The sequence below is a fragment of the Seohaeicola zhoushanensis genome, from assembly GCF_014656415.1.
GTDB lineage: Bacteria > Pseudomonadota > Alphaproteobacteria > Rhodobacterales > Rhodobacteraceae > Seohaeicola_A > Seohaeicola_A zhoushanensis.
In genome coordinates this window covers 68,104-82,746 of the sequence record NZ_BNCJ01000005.1, presented here as the reverse complement: position 1 = coordinate 82,746, position 14,643 = coordinate 68,104, and the positions used below count along the sequence as shown (strand labels likewise).

General features: G+C 64.9%; 13 protein-coding genes and 1 tRNA gene. 6 read left to right on the top strand and 8 right to left on the bottom strand.

The window, feature by feature from the left end; translation table 11 throughout:
• The first annotated feature begins 30 nt into the window (after positions 1-30).
• Positions 31-891, top strand: a complete 861-nt coding sequence (locus IE266_RS11445; RefSeq protein ID WP_189680226.1) for a helix-turn-helix domain-containing protein — start codon at positions 31-33, stop codon at positions 889-891.
• A gap of 368 nt (positions 892-1,259) precedes the next feature.
• On the opposite strand, the gene IE266_RS11440 is transcribed toward IE266_RS11445, so the two are convergent.
• The 6 genes from IE266_RS11440 to IE266_RS11415 all read right to left on the bottom strand — a co-directional run bounded on the left by IE266_RS11440 (position 1,260) and on the right by IE266_RS11415 (position 6,848).
• Positions 1,260-2,066, bottom strand: coding sequence for a hypothetical protein (locus tag IE266_RS11440; protein WP_189680225.1), 807 nt, complete (start codon positions 2,064-2,066; stop codon positions 1,260-1,262).
• Positions 2,067-2,264: 198 nt separating this feature from the next.
• A complete protein-coding gene (locus tag IE266_RS11435; protein ID WP_189680224.1) occupies positions 2,265-3,074 on the bottom strand; it encodes a lytic murein transglycosylase in 810 nt (269 codons plus the stop codon).
• Between the two features lie 75 nt (positions 3,075-3,149).
• Positions 3,150-4,265, bottom strand: a complete 1,116-nt coding sequence (locus IE266_RS11430; protein WP_189680223.1) for a hypothetical protein — start codon at positions 4,263-4,265, stop codon at positions 3,150-3,152.
• A gap of 98 nt (positions 4,266-4,363) precedes the next feature.
• Positions 4,364-4,735 (bottom strand): hypothetical protein, encoded by a 372-nt coding sequence (locus IE266_RS11425; protein WP_189680222.1) that lies wholly within the window; start codon positions 4,733-4,735, stop codon positions 4,364-4,366.
• A gap of 333 nt (positions 4,736-5,068) precedes the next feature.
• Positions 5,069-6,475 carry a type I glutamate--ammonia ligase gene (gene glnA / locus IE266_RS11420; RefSeq protein WP_189680221.1) on the bottom strand — a complete coding sequence of 469 codons (1,407 nt, stop codon included), beginning with the start codon at positions 6,473-6,475 and terminating at the stop codon, positions 5,069-5,071.
• A gap of 34 nt (positions 6,476-6,509) precedes the next feature.
• Positions 6,510-6,848: a P-II family nitrogen regulator gene (locus IE266_RS11415; protein WP_189680220.1), complete on the bottom strand. Its 339-nt coding sequence runs from the start codon at positions 6,846-6,848 to the stop codon at positions 6,510-6,512.
• A gap of 168 nt (positions 6,849-7,016) precedes the next feature.
• On the opposite strand from IE266_RS11415, the gene IE266_RS11410 reads away from it, so the two are divergent.
• The 4 genes from IE266_RS11410 to tig all read left to right on the top strand — a co-directional run bounded on the left by IE266_RS11410 (position 7,017) and on the right by tig (position 11,388).
• A complete protein-coding gene (locus IE266_RS11410; RefSeq protein ID WP_189680219.1) occupies positions 7,017-8,597 on the top strand; it encodes an NAD(P)H-hydrate dehydratase in 1,581 nt (526 codons plus the stop codon).
• Between the two features lie 228 nt (positions 8,598-8,825).
• A tRNA-Leu gene (locus IE266_RS11405) sits at positions 8,826-8,910 on the top strand.
• A gap of 109 nt (positions 8,911-9,019) precedes the next feature.
• Positions 9,020-9,883, top strand: a complete 864-nt coding sequence (locus IE266_RS11400; protein ID WP_189680218.1) for a type IV pili methyl-accepting chemotaxis transducer N-terminal domain-containing protein — start codon at positions 9,020-9,022, stop codon at positions 9,881-9,883.
• Between the two features lie 179 nt (positions 9,884-10,062).
• A complete protein-coding gene (gene tig, locus IE266_RS11395) occupies positions 10,063-11,388 on the top strand; it encodes a trigger factor (RefSeq protein ID WP_189680217.1) in 1,326 nt (441 codons plus the stop codon).
• A gap of 84 nt (positions 11,389-11,472) precedes the next feature.
• On the opposite strand, the gene IE266_RS11390 is transcribed toward tig, so the two are convergent.
• Together IE266_RS11390 and IE266_RS11385 are read right to left on the bottom strand one after the other, a co-directional pair.
• A complete protein-coding gene (locus IE266_RS11390) occupies positions 11,473-13,431 on the bottom strand; it encodes a bifunctional 2',3'-cyclic-nucleotide 2'-phosphodiesterase/3'-nucleotidase (RefSeq protein WP_189680216.1) in 1,959 nt (652 codons plus the stop codon).
• A 165-nt stretch (positions 13,432-13,596) separates the two neighbouring features.
• Positions 13,597-14,064: a transglycosylase SLT domain-containing protein gene (locus IE266_RS11385; RefSeq protein WP_189680215.1), complete on the bottom strand. Its 468-nt coding sequence runs from the start codon at positions 14,062-14,064 to the stop codon at positions 13,597-13,599.
• Positions 14,065-14,221: 157 nt separating this feature from the next.
• Between IE266_RS11385 and IE266_RS11380 the strand changes: the two genes are divergently transcribed.
• Complete coding sequence (locus IE266_RS11380; protein ID WP_189680214.1) at positions 14,222-14,635, top strand: DUF1330 domain-containing protein; 414 nt, start codon at positions 14,222-14,224, stop codon at positions 14,633-14,635.
• The last annotated feature ends 8 nt before the right edge of the window (positions 14,636-14,643 follow it).

Genomic DNA, 14,643 nt, shown 5'->3' with positions numbered 1-14,643 from the left:
TATGCCAACAGATGTGATATAAATCAGCGCATGAGCATAAAGATCGACAAACGCGACCGCGCCGCCAATTTCCGCAGCCGCCTGCAGCTGGCGCTGCAGCAGTCCGGCACCACGCAAAGCGCCCTGGCGCGCGCCATCGGGGTCGACCGTTCGACCATCTCGCAGCTGTTGACCGACGATGGCGCGCGGCTGCCCAACGCGCACCTGGTCGGTGCCTGCGCCGGGGCGCTGGGGGTCTCGGCCGACTGGCTGCTCTCGCTCTCCGACCGGCGCGAGAGCGCGGCGGAACTGCTGGCCGGAAGCCTCTCGCTGACCGAGGCGCCGCGCGCGCTGATCGACGAGAGGATCTTTGCCTGGCACCGCGAGGCGGCGGGCTACAAGATCCGCCATGTGCCGGCGGCGCTGCCGGACATGCTCAAGACCCGCGCCATCCTGGAATGGGAATACCGCCCGCACCTCGGGCGCACTGCCGACCAGGCCATCGGCGCCTCGGAAGACCGGCTGCAATGGATGCGCAGCGCCGGGTCGGACTACGAGATCGCCATCCCGATCACCGAACTGCAGAGCTTCGCCGAGGCCTCGGGCTATTACGCCGGCCTGCCGGCGGCGCTGCGCCGGGAGCAGATCCGGCACCTGCTCGACCTTTACGACCAGCTTTACCCGCGCCTCCGCCTCTACCTCTTCGATTCACGCCGGCTCTACTCGGCGCCGATCACCATCTTCGGCCCGCTGCTCTGCGTCTTCTATGCGGGCGGTCATTACCTGGCCTTCCGCGACCGAAACCGCATCGCCTCCTTCACCGGCCACTTCGACCGGCTGGTGCGCGAGACCGAGATGTCGGCGCGCGACGTTCCCGGCCACCTGCAACGCCTGCTGGACAGGGTGCGATAGCCTGGGGGTAACCCTGTGGGCGAAACCCGGATATCCCCTCACTTCCAGATGGTTCGCGGCAACAACTTATCCTGTTCGCGAAGCGCGGGCCTCGGGGGGCATCGAGCCCCAGCTCGGCCCGGACCGCCGCCGTGCGGCGTTTTTCGAGTATTTGAAAAGAAGAGAAGCAGCAGGACGCGCCCGCTGCCTCTCTTCTTTCCAAATACCTTGGCTTCGGGGGAGACTCCTGCTCCGGGGCAGACACTCAAGCCGAGGGGGCAGCAGCCCCGATGCGTTGCTGATGATGGGTGTTGGGGTCCGGGGACGTTTCTCAAACGCGCCACAAGCGGTTCGGCCGGGACTGCAGGTGCCCGGCCAAACCGTCATTCTCAGAGCGGCAGTACCGCGATGGCGCTGGCGAGCGCGCCTGTGCTTTGCAGCATGACCAGGAAGCCGGTCAGCGCCAGCACATGGGTATTCAACCTGAAATCCTCGCCCCGCACCAGGTTCACTGCGGCCATGGAGAGGGCGACGGGTGTGGAGAGCGTGGCGAGCGTGCAGGTCATTCCCCAGATCGCCAGCCGGCGCACGTCGCTCTGGTCGGGGTCGACCTCGACCGCTTCGAGATGCACGACGAAGGCGCTTTCCTCCGGGGCATGGAGCGCGATTTCGTCCTCGGGCGCGAAGCGGTCGTCGTTGATATTCGCATGGCCGACGCGCAGGGGAACCAGGTTCGGCCCGACGTTTGCAAAGGCCGTCAGGAACTCGGCGGTGGTCAGCAGCGTCAGCGGGTCGAGCCATTCGATCATCTGGACATCGAATTCATGCGCCGCGCGATATAGCATGACGACCATCAGCAATTCGGAGATTTCGCGGTCGTCGCGGCGGGTATCGGCGGGAAAGAGTTCGATCACCACGCGGTGCTGGCGTTCGGCCGGCGTGACCAGGCGGAAGTTCTCGAACCTGAGACCGCGCTGGCCGTCTTCGCCTGGCACCAGGTCCTGGGTCAGCGAGAGCTTGATCGCGTAGCGGCTGGACACCACGCGGGCAGTGCATGCGTCGATCAGCGCGCTCTTTTCCACCGGGTGGCCGTAATCTTCCAGCGATGTCGCAGCGATGCGCGACAATCGTTCGAGCATCTCCTCTTCGGAGGCGAACATCACCAGCCCGCCGTGATAGCTGCATGTATTCGTCATCTTATCACCCCTGATATTCCGTGGCCTGTGACAGGAATCTGACCGAAAAGCTGGGAGATTCTGTGTCACGGCAAGCGGAACAATCCGGGAGTCGGGCCGGCTTCGGCGAATTGGCGCCGATACGGAAACGCTTTGTATTCAGAGCGTTTTGAGTTTCTGCGGCAGAATTGCGGCAAAATCGTCGCAAATTCGCGGCACTCAGCCGTCGATCCGGGCAGCCATGATGGCGATGGCCTGCTGGTAGACCGAAGCCCCGTTCCAGGCCTGGATCACCTTGAAGTTCGGCTGGCCGGGTTGATAGCCCTTGCCCTTTTGCCAGCCCTTGGCGCGCAGGAAGTTGGCGGTCGAGGCCATCGCATCGGTCAGGTTGTAGAAATCGACACGCCCGTCGCCGGTGCCGTCGACGCCATATTCCAGCGCATTGCCCGGCAGGAACTGGGTATGGCCAAGCTCGCCATGCTTGGCGCCCAGCGTGGCCGTGGTGATCGAGCCCTGGTCGACCAGCTTCAGCGCCCCGATGGCATGGGGGATGAAGAAGTCCGAGCGGCGGCAGTCATAGGCCAGGGTGACGATGGCCGAGACGATCTGGCTGTCGCCCATGAAATTGCCGAAGCCGGTTTCCATCCCGTGCAGGGTGAGTAGGATGCCGGCGGGCACGCCGTATTGCGCCTCGAGCGCCTGGTAGAAGGCGGGGTTGGCGCGCAGCCGCTTGCGGCCCTGCGAGACGATCGCCTCGGCGCCGCGCACCTGCATGAATTTCTCGAGCGTGTATTTGAAGCTCTTCTGGCCGCGATCGGCGGCGATGGTGCGGGTGGCATATTGCGCCTGCGCCAGCGCGTCGAGACCGCGTTTCTTCACGCCGGACCGCTTGGCCTGGGCGGCGAAATCCGCCTTCCAGGCGGCAAAGCCGGCACCGGTATTGCCGCAGGGCGCGGCAAGCGCGGAGAAAGGGACGAGGCTTGCGATGACAGCCGCGAACAGCGGACGGGTCAGGGCTTGGCGGAACATGCGGGTCTTTCTCCGGTAACGACACTGGCGGCACAGTAGCCGCCAGTCCTGTCGCTGAGAAGCCCCGCGCCCGGTTCAGGGCCGGTTGTTGCCGGTCTCGCCGATGCCGGGGCCGACGAGCTGGTCGCTGAAGGTCGCGTGGATGATCTTCTGGGGAATGTCGAGCAGCGGCAGGCCAATCCAGAGGAAGAGGCCGATGCCGACCCAGATCATCCAGTTCGAGGAGCGGTTCTCGGCCGAGGCAGCGATCCGGGCGCCATATCCCGAGGCCGAGTCCGGCGTCCATTCGTCGGTTTCAGCGGCGGGGGCAATCGCGGAGGAAAGGGCGGAGTAACCGCGATGCGGGTGGAAAGCGGCACTATCCCATCGCGGCGCGCGCTGGGGCGCTTCACTGTCGAAGGTGACGACGATGCGGCCGCTCGGCGCCTGGGCCGTGGGACGGGCGCGGTGCACGGTGAGTCCCATGCCGACCGCATCTTCCAGCCGGTCGCCATCGTCGAGCGGCAGCGCGCCGGACATGTGCTGCGTGACCAGCGTATTCGCCAGGGTGAGCTGCATCGAGACCGGAACGCGGTTCGGGATCTCGTGGATCTCGAGCACGCTTCCGATCAGGTGCTCGGAATTGCAAAGGCGGATGGCCCGGGACGGCTCGTCCGCCGCCAGGGGGTGCATCACCAGGGCGGGGGCAATTGCCTGGGCAGCGGCGCCCTCGATCTCGGCGGCGGAATGGAACAGGTCATTGGTGCACATGTGCAGCGCGTCTGCAGGAGCGCGGTCGTGGATCAGGGTGATCGCCTTGTGCAGCAGTGCCAGCTTGATCGCGGCGGGCGCAGCCGTGACCGGCTCCAGCGGCAGCGGGGTCGGGCCATCGCCGACGCTGACGATCACATGGGCGTGGCTCTGGTCGAGAATGCGTTCGAAATCGCAGCGTTTTGAACGGGTGGCCGCGGCCGCAAGCGCGTGCTGCAAGCCGCGGGCGGGGAGGGGCGTGCGATGGAGGGCGATGCTGACATGGACCCGCGCGTTGCGGAACAGCGCGAACTGGTCCGAGGACATCGGGCTGTCTTCCAGCGCCGGCGACCCGGACGAGGCCAGCGCATGGTTCAACGCCGCGCGCAGGGCGGCGAAGTCCAGATCGGGGGCAGCGCCATAGATCAGTGCGGCCTGGGTCATCAGAAGCTGGTCGGTCATTGCCGGAGTGCCTGTGTTGTTTGCACGTGATGCTGCAGCAGGAAAATGGCAGCCTTGGGGCATCTGGCGGGCCGTGGCGTGGAATTCTTGAGCCTGTCCTACTCGTTTAGGACCGCGCCCTCGGGCATCGGGCCGAACATCGCCGCTCCGGTGAGCTGGGCAAATTGCTCGGGCGTGACCTGGGCCCGCATCAACTCGCCCAGCGTGTCCGGGCGGGTCAGGATCTCGGCCGCCACTTGGGGCGGCAGCATCGCTATGAGCTCGCCGGAATAGAGGCCGGCGGCCAGCGCCGCGCCCAGCAGGGGCAACGTGAACACCCGCTTCATGCGCGACGCGCGGCCGCGCTTCTTCTCGATCTCGCGCAGGTCCTCGCCGACCATCGGCGCGATCACCGGCGCCAAGGGAAGCTTGCCGCTGGCGCGGGCCTCGATCTTGGCGATGCGGTCGGCGAAACTCGTCTGGGGCGACATGGGAACAGACTTCCTTGTGAACGACTGACACTACCTTGACGGGAAAAGGGGCCTCCAATGCGGGCAAATCATGGCAATTTCCGCCCGTATCATGGACGCACTGTTCACGCATCCGCTCCAATCCGCCACTGCCGGATGACCGAACAGGTCCTCGGATGAGGCGGTGGATGGCGCCGCGCCCCTGTTTTCTCTTCTTCACAAATATCTCCGGGGGGACCGACCGGAACGGGCGGTGGGGGCAGCGCCCCCAAAGGCGCGGATGGATGCGGGCGTTGAGGCAACAGAAAAGGGCGCCCGATGCGGGGCGCCCTTCCGTTGCGAACCGAGGGAGGTTCAGCAGCTGTAATACATGCCGTACTCGACCGGGTGCGGCGTGTGTTCGTATTTGTGAACCTCTTCCATCTTCAGCTCGATGTAGCCTTCGAGTTGGTCCTTGGTGAAGACGTCGCCGGCGAGCAGGAAGTCCATGTCCTTCTGCAGCTCTTCGAGCGCCTCACGCAGCGAACCGCATACGGTCGGGATGCCGGCCAGTTCTTCGGCGGGCAGGTCGTAGAGGTTCTTGTCCATCGCCTCGCCCGGATCGATCTTGTTCTTGATCCCGTCGATGCCGGCCATCAGCAGGGCCGCAAAGGCCAGATAGGGGTTGGCGGACGGGTCGGGGAAGCGGGCCTCGACGCGCTTGGCCTTCGGCGATTCGGTCCACGGAATACGCACGCAGCCCGAGCGGTTGCGGGCCGAGTAGGCGCGCAGGACGGGGGCCTCGAAGCCGGGGATCAGGCGCTTGTAGCTGTTGGTGCCCGGGTTGGTCAGGGCGTTCAGAGCCTTGGCGTGCTTGAGGATGCCACCGATGAAGTAGAGCGCCTCTTGCGAGAGGTCGGCATACTTGTCACCGGCGAAGAGCGGCTTGCCCTCTTTCCAGATCGACATGTTCACGTGCATGCCCGAGCCGTTGTCGCCATAGATCGGCTTCGGCATGAAGGTGGCCGACTTGCCATAGGCATGGGCCACGTTGTGGATCACGTATTTGTACTTCTGGATCTCGTCGGCCTGCTTGGTCAGCGTGCCGAAGATCAGGCCGAGTTCGTGCTGGCACGAGGCCACTTCGTGGTGGTGCTTGTCGACCTTCATGCCGATGCGCTTCATGGTCGAGAGCATCTCGGAGCGCAGGTCCTGCGCCTCGTCGGTCGGGTTCACCGGGAAGTAGCCGCCCTTGAGGCCGGGGCGGTGGCCCATGTTGCCGTTCTCGTATTCGGTGTCCGAGTTCCAGGACGCGTCGGTGGCGTCGACTTCATACGAGACCTTGTTGATCTTGTTGGAGAAGCGGACGTCGTCGAACAGGAAGAATTCGGCTTCGGGGCCGAAGTAGGCGGTATCGCCCACGCCGGAGGCCTTGAGGTAGGCTTCGGCCTTGGCGGCGGTGCTGCGCGGGTCGCGCTCGTAGGCTTCGCCGGTGTCGGGTTCGACCACCGAGCAGTGGATGCAGATGGTCTTCTCGGCATAGAACGGGTCGACGTAGACGCTGTCCGGATCGGGCATCAGCTTCATGTCCGAGGCTTCGATCGACTTCCAGCCGGCGATGGACGAACCGTCGAACATGAAGCCTTCCTCGAGGAAGTCCTCGTCGACCAGGTCTGCGACGACGGTCACGTGCTGCAGCTTGCCGCGCGGGTCGGTGAAGCGGATGTCGACGTATTCAGCGCCTTCATCCTTGATCAGTTTAAGTGCGTCCTTGACACTCATCCGTTGGGTCCCCTTGGTTATCTTCGGTGGATGATCAGATTGCGTCCGAGCCGGTCTCGCCGGTGCGGATGCGGATGGCTTGTTCGACGGTGGAGACGAAGATCTTGCCGTCGCCGATCTTGTCGGTCTTTGCGGCAGCGATGATCGCGGCGATGGCGCCGTCGACCTGATCGTCGTCGATGACGATCTCGATCTTCACCTTGGGCAGGAAATCCACCACGTACTCGGCGCCGCGGTAGAGCTCGGTGTGGCCCTTCTGGCGGCCGAACCCCTTGACCTCGATGACCGAGAGCCCCTGCACGCCAACATCCTGAAGCGCTTCCTTCACCTCGTCGAGCTTGAAGGGTTTGATGATCGCTTCGATCTTTTTCATGAGTGGCCTCCTCGCTGCGCGTTCGGTCGGGTCAGACCATTTCTGTGTGGCGGTCACAATCGGATAGGGTTTACCACAATGGGGCGGAGCAGCGGAAAGATGCGTCGAGACTAAATTTTGAGCGTTATGCACAAAGTATGGGCGAAATTGAATCGCGGGTAATCGGAAATGGCGGAACTGCTGACCGCGGCGCAGATGCGCGGCATCGAAAAGGCGGCGATTGACAGCGGCAAGGTGACGGGGCTGGAGCTGATGGAGCGCGCCGGGCGGGGCGTGGTCGAGGCTGTGTTCGAAGAGTGGCTGGAACTGGAAGAAGGCAAACGCCGCGCGGTGGTGCTTTGCGGGCCGGGCAACAACGGCGGCGATGGCTTCGTGGTTGCGCGTCTGCTGCGCGCCCGGGGGTGGGGCGTGGAGGTCTTTCTCCACGGCGATCCGGCGCGGCTGCCGGCGGATGCGAAGACGAATTACCAGCTCTGGCGTGAGTTCGGGGAGGCGCGGCCGCTTCGCGATTCCGACTTCAATGGCTGGCCGGACCGGGAAAAAAGCGTCGATCTGATTGTGGATGCGTTATTCGGCACTGGCCTGACGCGCCCCTTCGTCGATTGCCGCCATCTGTCGCGTGCGATTGGTATTGCCAGTCGGGCGTTTGCCGAAGGGCAGGCGGGACCTCGCGTCGTCGCCATCGACTTGCCCAGCGGTCTTTGCTCGGACAGTGGTCGCTGGCTGGAAGGCGACGATGCGCTGGACGACGTCGGGAGCGCGAACCTGACGGTGACCTTTCATCGTGAGAAACTTGGACACTATCTGGAGGATGGGCCATCGGCCTGCGGCAGCGTTGTGGTTGCCGATATAGGTCTCGCGGACCATGCCGCCGCCGAACGGGTTCGCCGTCTGGGTCCTCCTGCGGAGGGTTTGGACAAGGCGGCCGGCCATCACAAGTTCTCGCATGGCCACGCCCTGGTCCTCTCCGGTCCTGCCGGTCGCACCGGCGCGGCGCGGCTCGCGGCGCGGGGGGTGTTGAGAATCGGGGCGGGGCTGGTGACCCTGGGCGTTCCCCTCGCCGCGCGGGCTGAGGTCGCGGCGCAGGTGACGGCGATGATGCTGCGTGAGGTCGGGTCCGGTGCGGACCTTGCGGCGGCATTGCGGGACGAACGGATCAATGCGCTCTGCCTCGGGCCGGGGCTGGGCGTGGAACGAGCGGGCGCGCTGGTGGCGGTTGCGCTTGGGGGCGGCGGGGTGAAACCCCGCCCTACGGTTCTGGATGCCGATGCGCTGACCGCGACCGCCGGGGATCAGAAGCTGTTCGGCGCTTTGCATGAAGGTTGTGTGCTGACGCCCCATGGCGGCGAGTTCGCGCGCCTGTTCCCGGATATCGCCGCGCGGCTGGCCGCCCGGCCCGAGCGGGGACCTGCCTATTCCAAGGTTGACGCAACCCGCGAGGCCGCGGCGCGCTGTGGCGCGGTGGTGCTGTTCAAGGGGCCGGATACCGTGGTCGCGCATCCGGACGGGCGTTGCTCGGTCAATGCGGCGGTCTATGAGCGGGCCGCGCCCTGGCTCGCCACGGCAGGGGCCGGAGATGTGCTGGCCGGGTTCATCACGGGCCTGCTGGCGCGGGGATTCGACCCATTAAAGGCGGCGGAGACGGGCGCATGGCTGCACGTGGAATGCGCGCGGGCCTTCGGGCCGGGGCTGATTGCCGAGGATCTGCCGGAACGGCTGCCGCAAGTCTTCAGGGCGCTCGGCCTCTAGGCCGCGTAGCGTTCGGCGACAGCGACGATATTGCAACCAATTAACCATATAGATGTCATGTGGGGTCTCCTCTTGGCCTCGGATTTCTTTGTCAGGCCACTGCGATAATCGGCGAATACCTTGGTTTTTTGTGGCGGGGCGTCTGTGTGATCGGTCGCATTTTCATGATCGTCACGGTGCCGCTTTCCGCTCGCCTCGGCGAATATCCTTTGCTATGAGAACCGTCGCGCGGGTGTGGCGGAATTGGTAGACGCACCGGATTTAGGTTCCGGCGCCGCAAGGCTTGGGGGTTCAAGTCCCTTCACCCGCACCAGTCCTGCCCGGAATAGGCTAGAACGCTGTTTCGATCACGGCGTTGGCTTCAACACTTCCTTTACGGTTTGTCTGCACAAGAGGGGTCCAAGCCTGTTGAGAGACTCGCCATGATCCGATTGTTTGCCGTTCCGTTCCTGATTCTCGGGCTGGTCTTGGGGACCAAGCCGCAGGCGCGCGCGGCGGAAGCAGCCGTTTCCGGGGAAGAGACGCGGCGGCAGGTCAATCTGGCCGGGCGGCAGAGGATGTTGTCGCAGCAGATCGTGCTGATGCTGTGCATGGCTCGCCAGGGGGTGAAGCCGGAGGAGACGACCGCCGCCGCCCGGACCGCGATCAGCGAATTCGATACCGTGCTGCGCGGCCTTCGCTTCGGCGATCCCGCGCTTGGTCTGCCGATGGAGGCGCGCCGGGAGGTGCTCGACCGCCTGGCGCGGGTCGAGGATATCTGGCCGAGATTTCGCGGCATGGCGCAAGCCGCCGCCGATGCGGGTGCGCCGCTCGACGCGCTGCGGGGGATGGCACCGCAGATCCTCGGGGCGATGAACGATGCCGTGCAAGTCATTGCAGCAATGGGTCATTCCGAGGGCAGCAAGGAACTGTTGCACACGGTGGATATCGCCGGGCGCCAGCGGATGTTGCTGGTTCGAGGCGCGATGGAAGTGTGCCTGGCCACCCTCGCGATCGACAGGGTCGAAGACGAGCAACGGGCGGCAAAGACGCGCGGTCTGTTCGAGGTTTCGATGAGGAAGCTGAGAGAGGGTGACGAGGCCGAGGGCATCGTTCCACCGCCGATGTGGGAAATCGACGCGATGCTTGAACTGGTCGAAAAGGACTGGGGAGAATTGAAGGTAGTTGTCGAGGAGATACTGTCAGGGGGAAACAGTAGTGTAGACGCGCTGGACCGCCTTCTACTGCTGACAACGCGCACCCTGAACAACATGAACGAGGCGGTCTGGATCTACGAAAGTATCTGAACTTGGCCGGTTGGACGGATCGGAGTCGGCCAATGCAGGACCCGGACGCAGGGAAATTCGGCCTGCAAGCACCCCGGACGGTCGGAACGATCTTGCAGAAGGCGGCAGGGACAAATAGAAGGCCCCAAATTTGCCAGCCGCGCGGCATCCGCCGGGCGGCCAACCGTATGGGGAAAGTGATGCAGGTCACCGAGACGCTGAACGAAGGTCTGAAACGCGGCTATGCCATAACCGTCACCGCCGCGGAGCTCGAGGCCAAGGTCAACGAGAAGCTGGCCGAGGCTCAGCCCGAGATCGAGATGAAGGGCTTCCGCAAGGGCAAGGTGCCGATGCCGCTGCTGAAGAAGCAGTTCGGCGCGCGCCTGCTGGGCGAAGCGATGCAGGAAACCATCGACGGTGCGATGAACAAGCACTTCGAGGAAAGCGGTCAGCGCCCGGCCATGCAGCCCGAGGTCAAGATGACCAACGACGACTGGAAGGAAGGCGACGACGTCCACGTCGAGATGTCCTACGAGGCGCTGCCGGAGATCCCCGAGGTCGACCTGAAGTCGGTCTCGCTGGAGAAGCTGGTCGTCAAGGCGCAGGACGCCGACATCGACGAGGCGCTGGGCAACCTGGCCTCGACCGCCAAGGAATTCGAGACCAAGGACGGCGCAGCCGAAAACGGCGACCAGGTCGTTATGGATTTCGTCGGCAAGATCGACGGCACCCCCTTCGACGGCGGCGCGGCCGAGGACTATCCGCTGGAACTCGGCTCGAACAGCTTTATCCCCGGTTTCGAGGATCAGCTGGTTGGCGTGAAGGCCGGCGAGGAAAAGGCCGTGACGGTCTCCTTCCCCGAGGAATACCAGGCGCCGCACCTGGCCGGCAAGGAAGCGGTCTTCGACTGCACCATCAAGGAAGTGAAGGCGGCCAAGGCGGCCGAGATCAACGACGAACTGGCCAAGAAGTTCGGCGCGGATGACCTTTCGGCGCTGAAGGCTCAGATCGGCGAGCGTCTGGAAGCTGAATACACCGGCGCGGCCCGCGCGGTGCTGAAGCGCGGCCTGCTCGACGCGCTGGACAAGATCGTGACCTTCGAACTGCCGCCGAGCCTGGTGGACGCCGAGGCCGGCCAGATCGCGCACCAGCTGTGGCACGAGGAAAACGCCCACGTCCACGGCCATGACCACCCCGAGATCGAGCCGACTGACGAGCACAAGAAGCTTGCCGAGCGCCGCGTGCGTCTGGGCCTGCTGCTCGCCGAAATCGGCCGCAAGGCAGAGGTGCAGGTGAGCGATGCGGAATTCACCCAAGCGGTGATGAACCAGGCGCGCCAGTATCGCGGCCAGGAGCGTCAGTTCTTCGAATTCGTGCAGCAGAACCCGCAGATGCAGCAGCAGATCCGCGCGCCGCTGTTCGAGGACAAGGTCGTCGACTACATCTTCGAACTGGCGACGATTGCTGACAAGGAAGCCAGCAAGGACGACCTGCAGAAGGCCGTCGAGGCGCTGGACGAGGAATAAGCCGGCCGGTTCGGCCGAGGCCGGATCGACCAAGGCAGGGGCCGCCCGATGGGGCGGCCCTTTTCCTTTGCGTGGACGACGAGCTCAGAGCGTGATGCGGAAGCGGGCGAATCCGTTCGGTCCCTCGCCGGCAGGCTCGATCCGGACGCCGGAAACGCTGTCGGCATAGGCGGCGGCCCTGGGTCCGGTGTCGAACAGAACGCTGGTGCCCGGCAGGGGCTTGAACGACCAGTTGGCGTCGGCCTTGGGGTCGATGGTGCCCTTTTCGACGATGTAGCGCACGATCACGTCACGGTTGGTGTCGGGGGCCTCGAAAATCACCGTGTCGCCCATCGCGCCGGGGAACTTGCCGCCGCCCGAAGCGCGGTAGTTGTTGGTGGCGATGACGAATTTCGCCTCCGGGTCAATCGGCTGGCCGTTGAACTGGAGGTTGGCGATGCGGTTGGCCTCGGGCGCGACAAGTTCGCCCTTGGGATCGAACTTCGAGGGCTGCGAGAGGTCGATCTGGTAGGTCACCCCGTCGATCACGTCGAAATTGTAGGAGGGGAAGGTGTCGTTCAGCAGGACCTGGTCCGGCTTGCCCGGCTCGATCTGGTTGAACATGCCGGCCGAGCGTTCGAGCCAGTCCTTTACCTGCGCCCCCGTCACCAGCACGGCGCGCACGGTGTTGGGGTAGAGGTAGAGATCGGCGACGTTCTTGATCGCCACGTCGCCGACAGGGACGTCGGTGTAATATTCGGGGCCGCCGCGGCCGCCCGCCTTGAAGGGCGCGGCGGCGGAGAGGAGAGGCAGGCCCTCGTATTCGGTGCCCTTCAGCATCTGGGCGATGTACCAGGTCTGGGCAATCGAGACGATCTGCACCGAGGGATCGTCCGCCACCAGGGCGAAATAGCTATAGAGCGGCGCGTCGGTCTTGCCGACGGCGCGGCGGACATAGGCAAGGGTTGCCTCGTGGTCAGCCTGCGCCGGGACGAGCACCTCGGAGGCATCCTCGACCAGGGCAGTATAGGAGCGGTCTTCGTTGCGCTTGTAGATCGGGCGGGCCTCGGAGGAGTGGCCCAGTATGCGCCAGCTGTTGCCGTCGCGTTCGAGCATCAGGTCGATCAGGCCCATGTGGCTGCCCCAAAAGCCCGCCATTGCGGCGGGCTTGCCGTGGATGGTGCCTTTCTCGACATCGACGGCGGCCAGGTTCTTGTAAGTGGAGGAGGGGAACACCAGGTGCGCGTGCCCGGTCAGGATGGCGTCGATGCCGTCAACCGCGGCGAGCGGGACGGCGGCGTTCTCCATGCCATCGCTTTCCTGAGCCTCGCCGATTCCGGAGTGGCAGAGCGCGATGATGATGTCGGCTCCCTTCTCCTTCATCTCGGGCACCCAGGCGCGGGCGGTGGAGACGATATCGCGGGTCTGCACCTTGCCTTCCAGGTGGCGGCGGTCCCAGCTCATGATCTGCGGCGGAACGAAGCCGATCAGCCCGATCTTGATGGGGTGGGAGGCGCCGGCGCCATCGGTGAGGCTGCGTTCAAGGATGATGTATGGCGGCACCAGGGTGGTGTCGGCTGTCGGCGTGGCGCCCATGGTCTTGACCACGTTCGCGGAGACCACGGGGAAATTGGCGCCGGCCAGCGCCTTGGTCAGGAAGTCCAGCCCATAGTTGAATTCGTGGTTGCCGAGCGTCGAGCAGTCGAAGTTCAGCGTGTTCATCGCAGCGATGATCGGATGCATGTCGCCTTCCTTCATGCCGCGCTCGTAGGCGATGTAGTCGCCCATCGGGTTGCCCTGCAGCAGGTCGCCATTGTCGAGCAGCAGCGCATTGGTGGCCTCGGCGCGGATCGACTTGATGATCGAGGCGGTGCGCGAGAGGCCGACGGTATCGACGGGCTTGTCCGCGTAATAATCGTAGGGGAAGACGTGGACGTGCAGGTCGGTCGTCTCCATCAGACGCAGGTGGGCCTGGTTGGCTGCTGCGCGGACCGAGAAGGGATGCAGTGCGATCAGGCTGGCGCCGCTGGCGAGGAATTTGCGGCGGTTGAGGAGCAATGGCATGAGGAACCCCCAATGGCGTGTTGGCAATGGGGGCAGCCTAGCACGGGCGTGTGAAAGCGGCGCGAAATTCCAAAGTGCGCCGGCGGCGGCGCGCTTATGGCCTGCCGGCGGGCGATCGCTTGCGGGCGACGCTGCCCGTGATTTGCCGGCATCCGTCGGGCGGTGTCAGGAGACGAGGCCGGTCTGTTTCAGCAGGCCGCGGCGCTTGGCTTCGTAGTAATAGCCGCTTGCATACCAGCGCACGGCAGCGTCCTGGCTGCCGTCTGACACCATCCAGGCGCCGCGCAGGTATTTGACGGCATATTTGAGGTTGGTCTCGGCATCGAGCAGATCGGTCGGCTTGCCCCGGAAACCCATGCTGCGGGCCGTGGCGGGCAGGATCTGCATGAGGCCGTAGTATGGCTTGTTCATCGCGCCGGGCCGGTGCCGGCTTTCGCGGATCACGACGCGATGCACGAGCGAGCGCGGCACTTCGTAGTGATCGGCGTATTGGTTGATGAGCCGGCGCAATTCGGGCGTCTCGTTGGGATAGAGCGGCGGGTCGAACCGCTCGTTCCGGGCGCTGCAGCCCGCGGTCGGAGCGGTGGCGAGCGCCATTGTGGCGAGAGCGATGAATCTGCGTCGGTTCAGCATCCGGATCACTGGGGTTGTTGCAGCCGGGGTTCCTTTTATCGGCGGATCGGAATCCGGCAACCTTTTTCGCGCAGCCGTGGGCGGCTGGTCGCCTATGGGGTTGCCATAGGGCGGATTGCGGCATCAGTCTGGCCGGGTGTCTCTGGAGGAGGAATTGATGAGCCACGTGGGATTCAGCCGGGAGGCCTGGACGGCCTTCCGCGACAACAACCGGCCGGGCCCGATCCACATGCTGAACCTCGTGCGGCTGCGCGAGAAGGCGATTTACGCGGACGGGCGGGAGGCAACGGGGGCCGAGGCCTATGCGGCCTATGGCCGGCTCAGTGCGCCGGTGCTCGACCGGGTTGGCGGGCGGATCGCCTGGCGCGGGTCGATGGAGTTGATGCTGATCGGGCCGGAGGAGTGGTGGGACCATTGCTTCGTGGCCGAATATCCCTCGGTCGAGGCCTTCGCGACCATGATGCGGGACCCGGAATATCGTGAGGCTGTGGTGCATCGCACGGCGGGCGTGCTGGATTCGCGGCTGATCCGGACCGGGCCGCTGCCGCTGGGCGAGAACTTTGGCGGCTGAGCAAACGA

Bases quoted from the DNA above. Each gene is read 5' to 3' on its own strand.
- IE266_RS11385 (WP_189680215.1), bottom strand. From the start codon at position 14,064: ATGCTGAACCGACGCAGATTCATCGCTCTCGCCACAATGGCGCTCGCC.
- IE266_RS11390 (WP_189680216.1), bottom strand. From the start codon at position 13,431: ATGCCATTGCTCCTCAACCGCCGCAAATTCCTCGCCAGCGGCGCCAGC.
- IE266_RS11380 (WP_189680214.1), top strand. From the start codon at position 14,222: ATGAGCCACGTGGGATTCAGCCGGGAGGCCTGGACGGCCTTCCGCGAC.
- IE266_RS11400 (WP_189680218.1), top strand. From the start codon at position 9,020: ATGATCCGATTGTTTGCCGTTCCGTTCCTGATTCTCGGGCTGGTCTTG.
- IE266_RS11435 (WP_189680224.1), bottom strand. From the start codon at position 3,074: ATGTTCCGCCAAGCCCTGACCCGTCCGCTGTTCGCGGCTGTCATCGCA.
- tig (WP_189680217.1), top strand. From the start codon at position 10,063: ATGCAGGTCACCGAGACGCTGAACGAAGGTCTGAAACGCGGCTATGCC.
- IE266_RS11445 (WP_189680226.1), top strand. From the start codon at position 31: ATGAGCATAAAGATCGACAAACGCGACCGCGCCGCCAATTTCCGCAGC.
- IE266_RS11415 (WP_189680220.1), bottom strand. From the start codon at position 6,848: ATGAAAAAGATCGAAGCGATCATCAAACCCTTCAAGCTCGACGAGGTG.
- IE266_RS11440 (WP_189680225.1), bottom strand. From the start codon at position 2,066: ATGACGAATACATGCAGCTATCACGGCGGGCTGGTGATGTTCGCCTCC.
- IE266_RS11430 (WP_189680223.1), bottom strand. From the start codon at position 4,265: ATGACCGACCAGCTTCTGATGACCCAGGCCGCACTGATCTATGGCGCT.
- glnA (WP_189680221.1), bottom strand. From the start codon at position 6,475: ATGAGTGTCAAGGACGCACTTAAACTGATCAAGGATGAAGGCGCTGAA.
- IE266_RS11425 (WP_189680222.1), bottom strand. From the start codon at position 4,735: ATGTCGCCCCAGACGAGTTTCGCCGACCGCATCGCCAAGATCGAGGCC.
- IE266_RS11410 (WP_189680219.1), top strand. From the start codon at position 7,017: ATGGCGGAACTGCTGACCGCGGCGCAGATGCGCGGCATCGAAAAGGCG.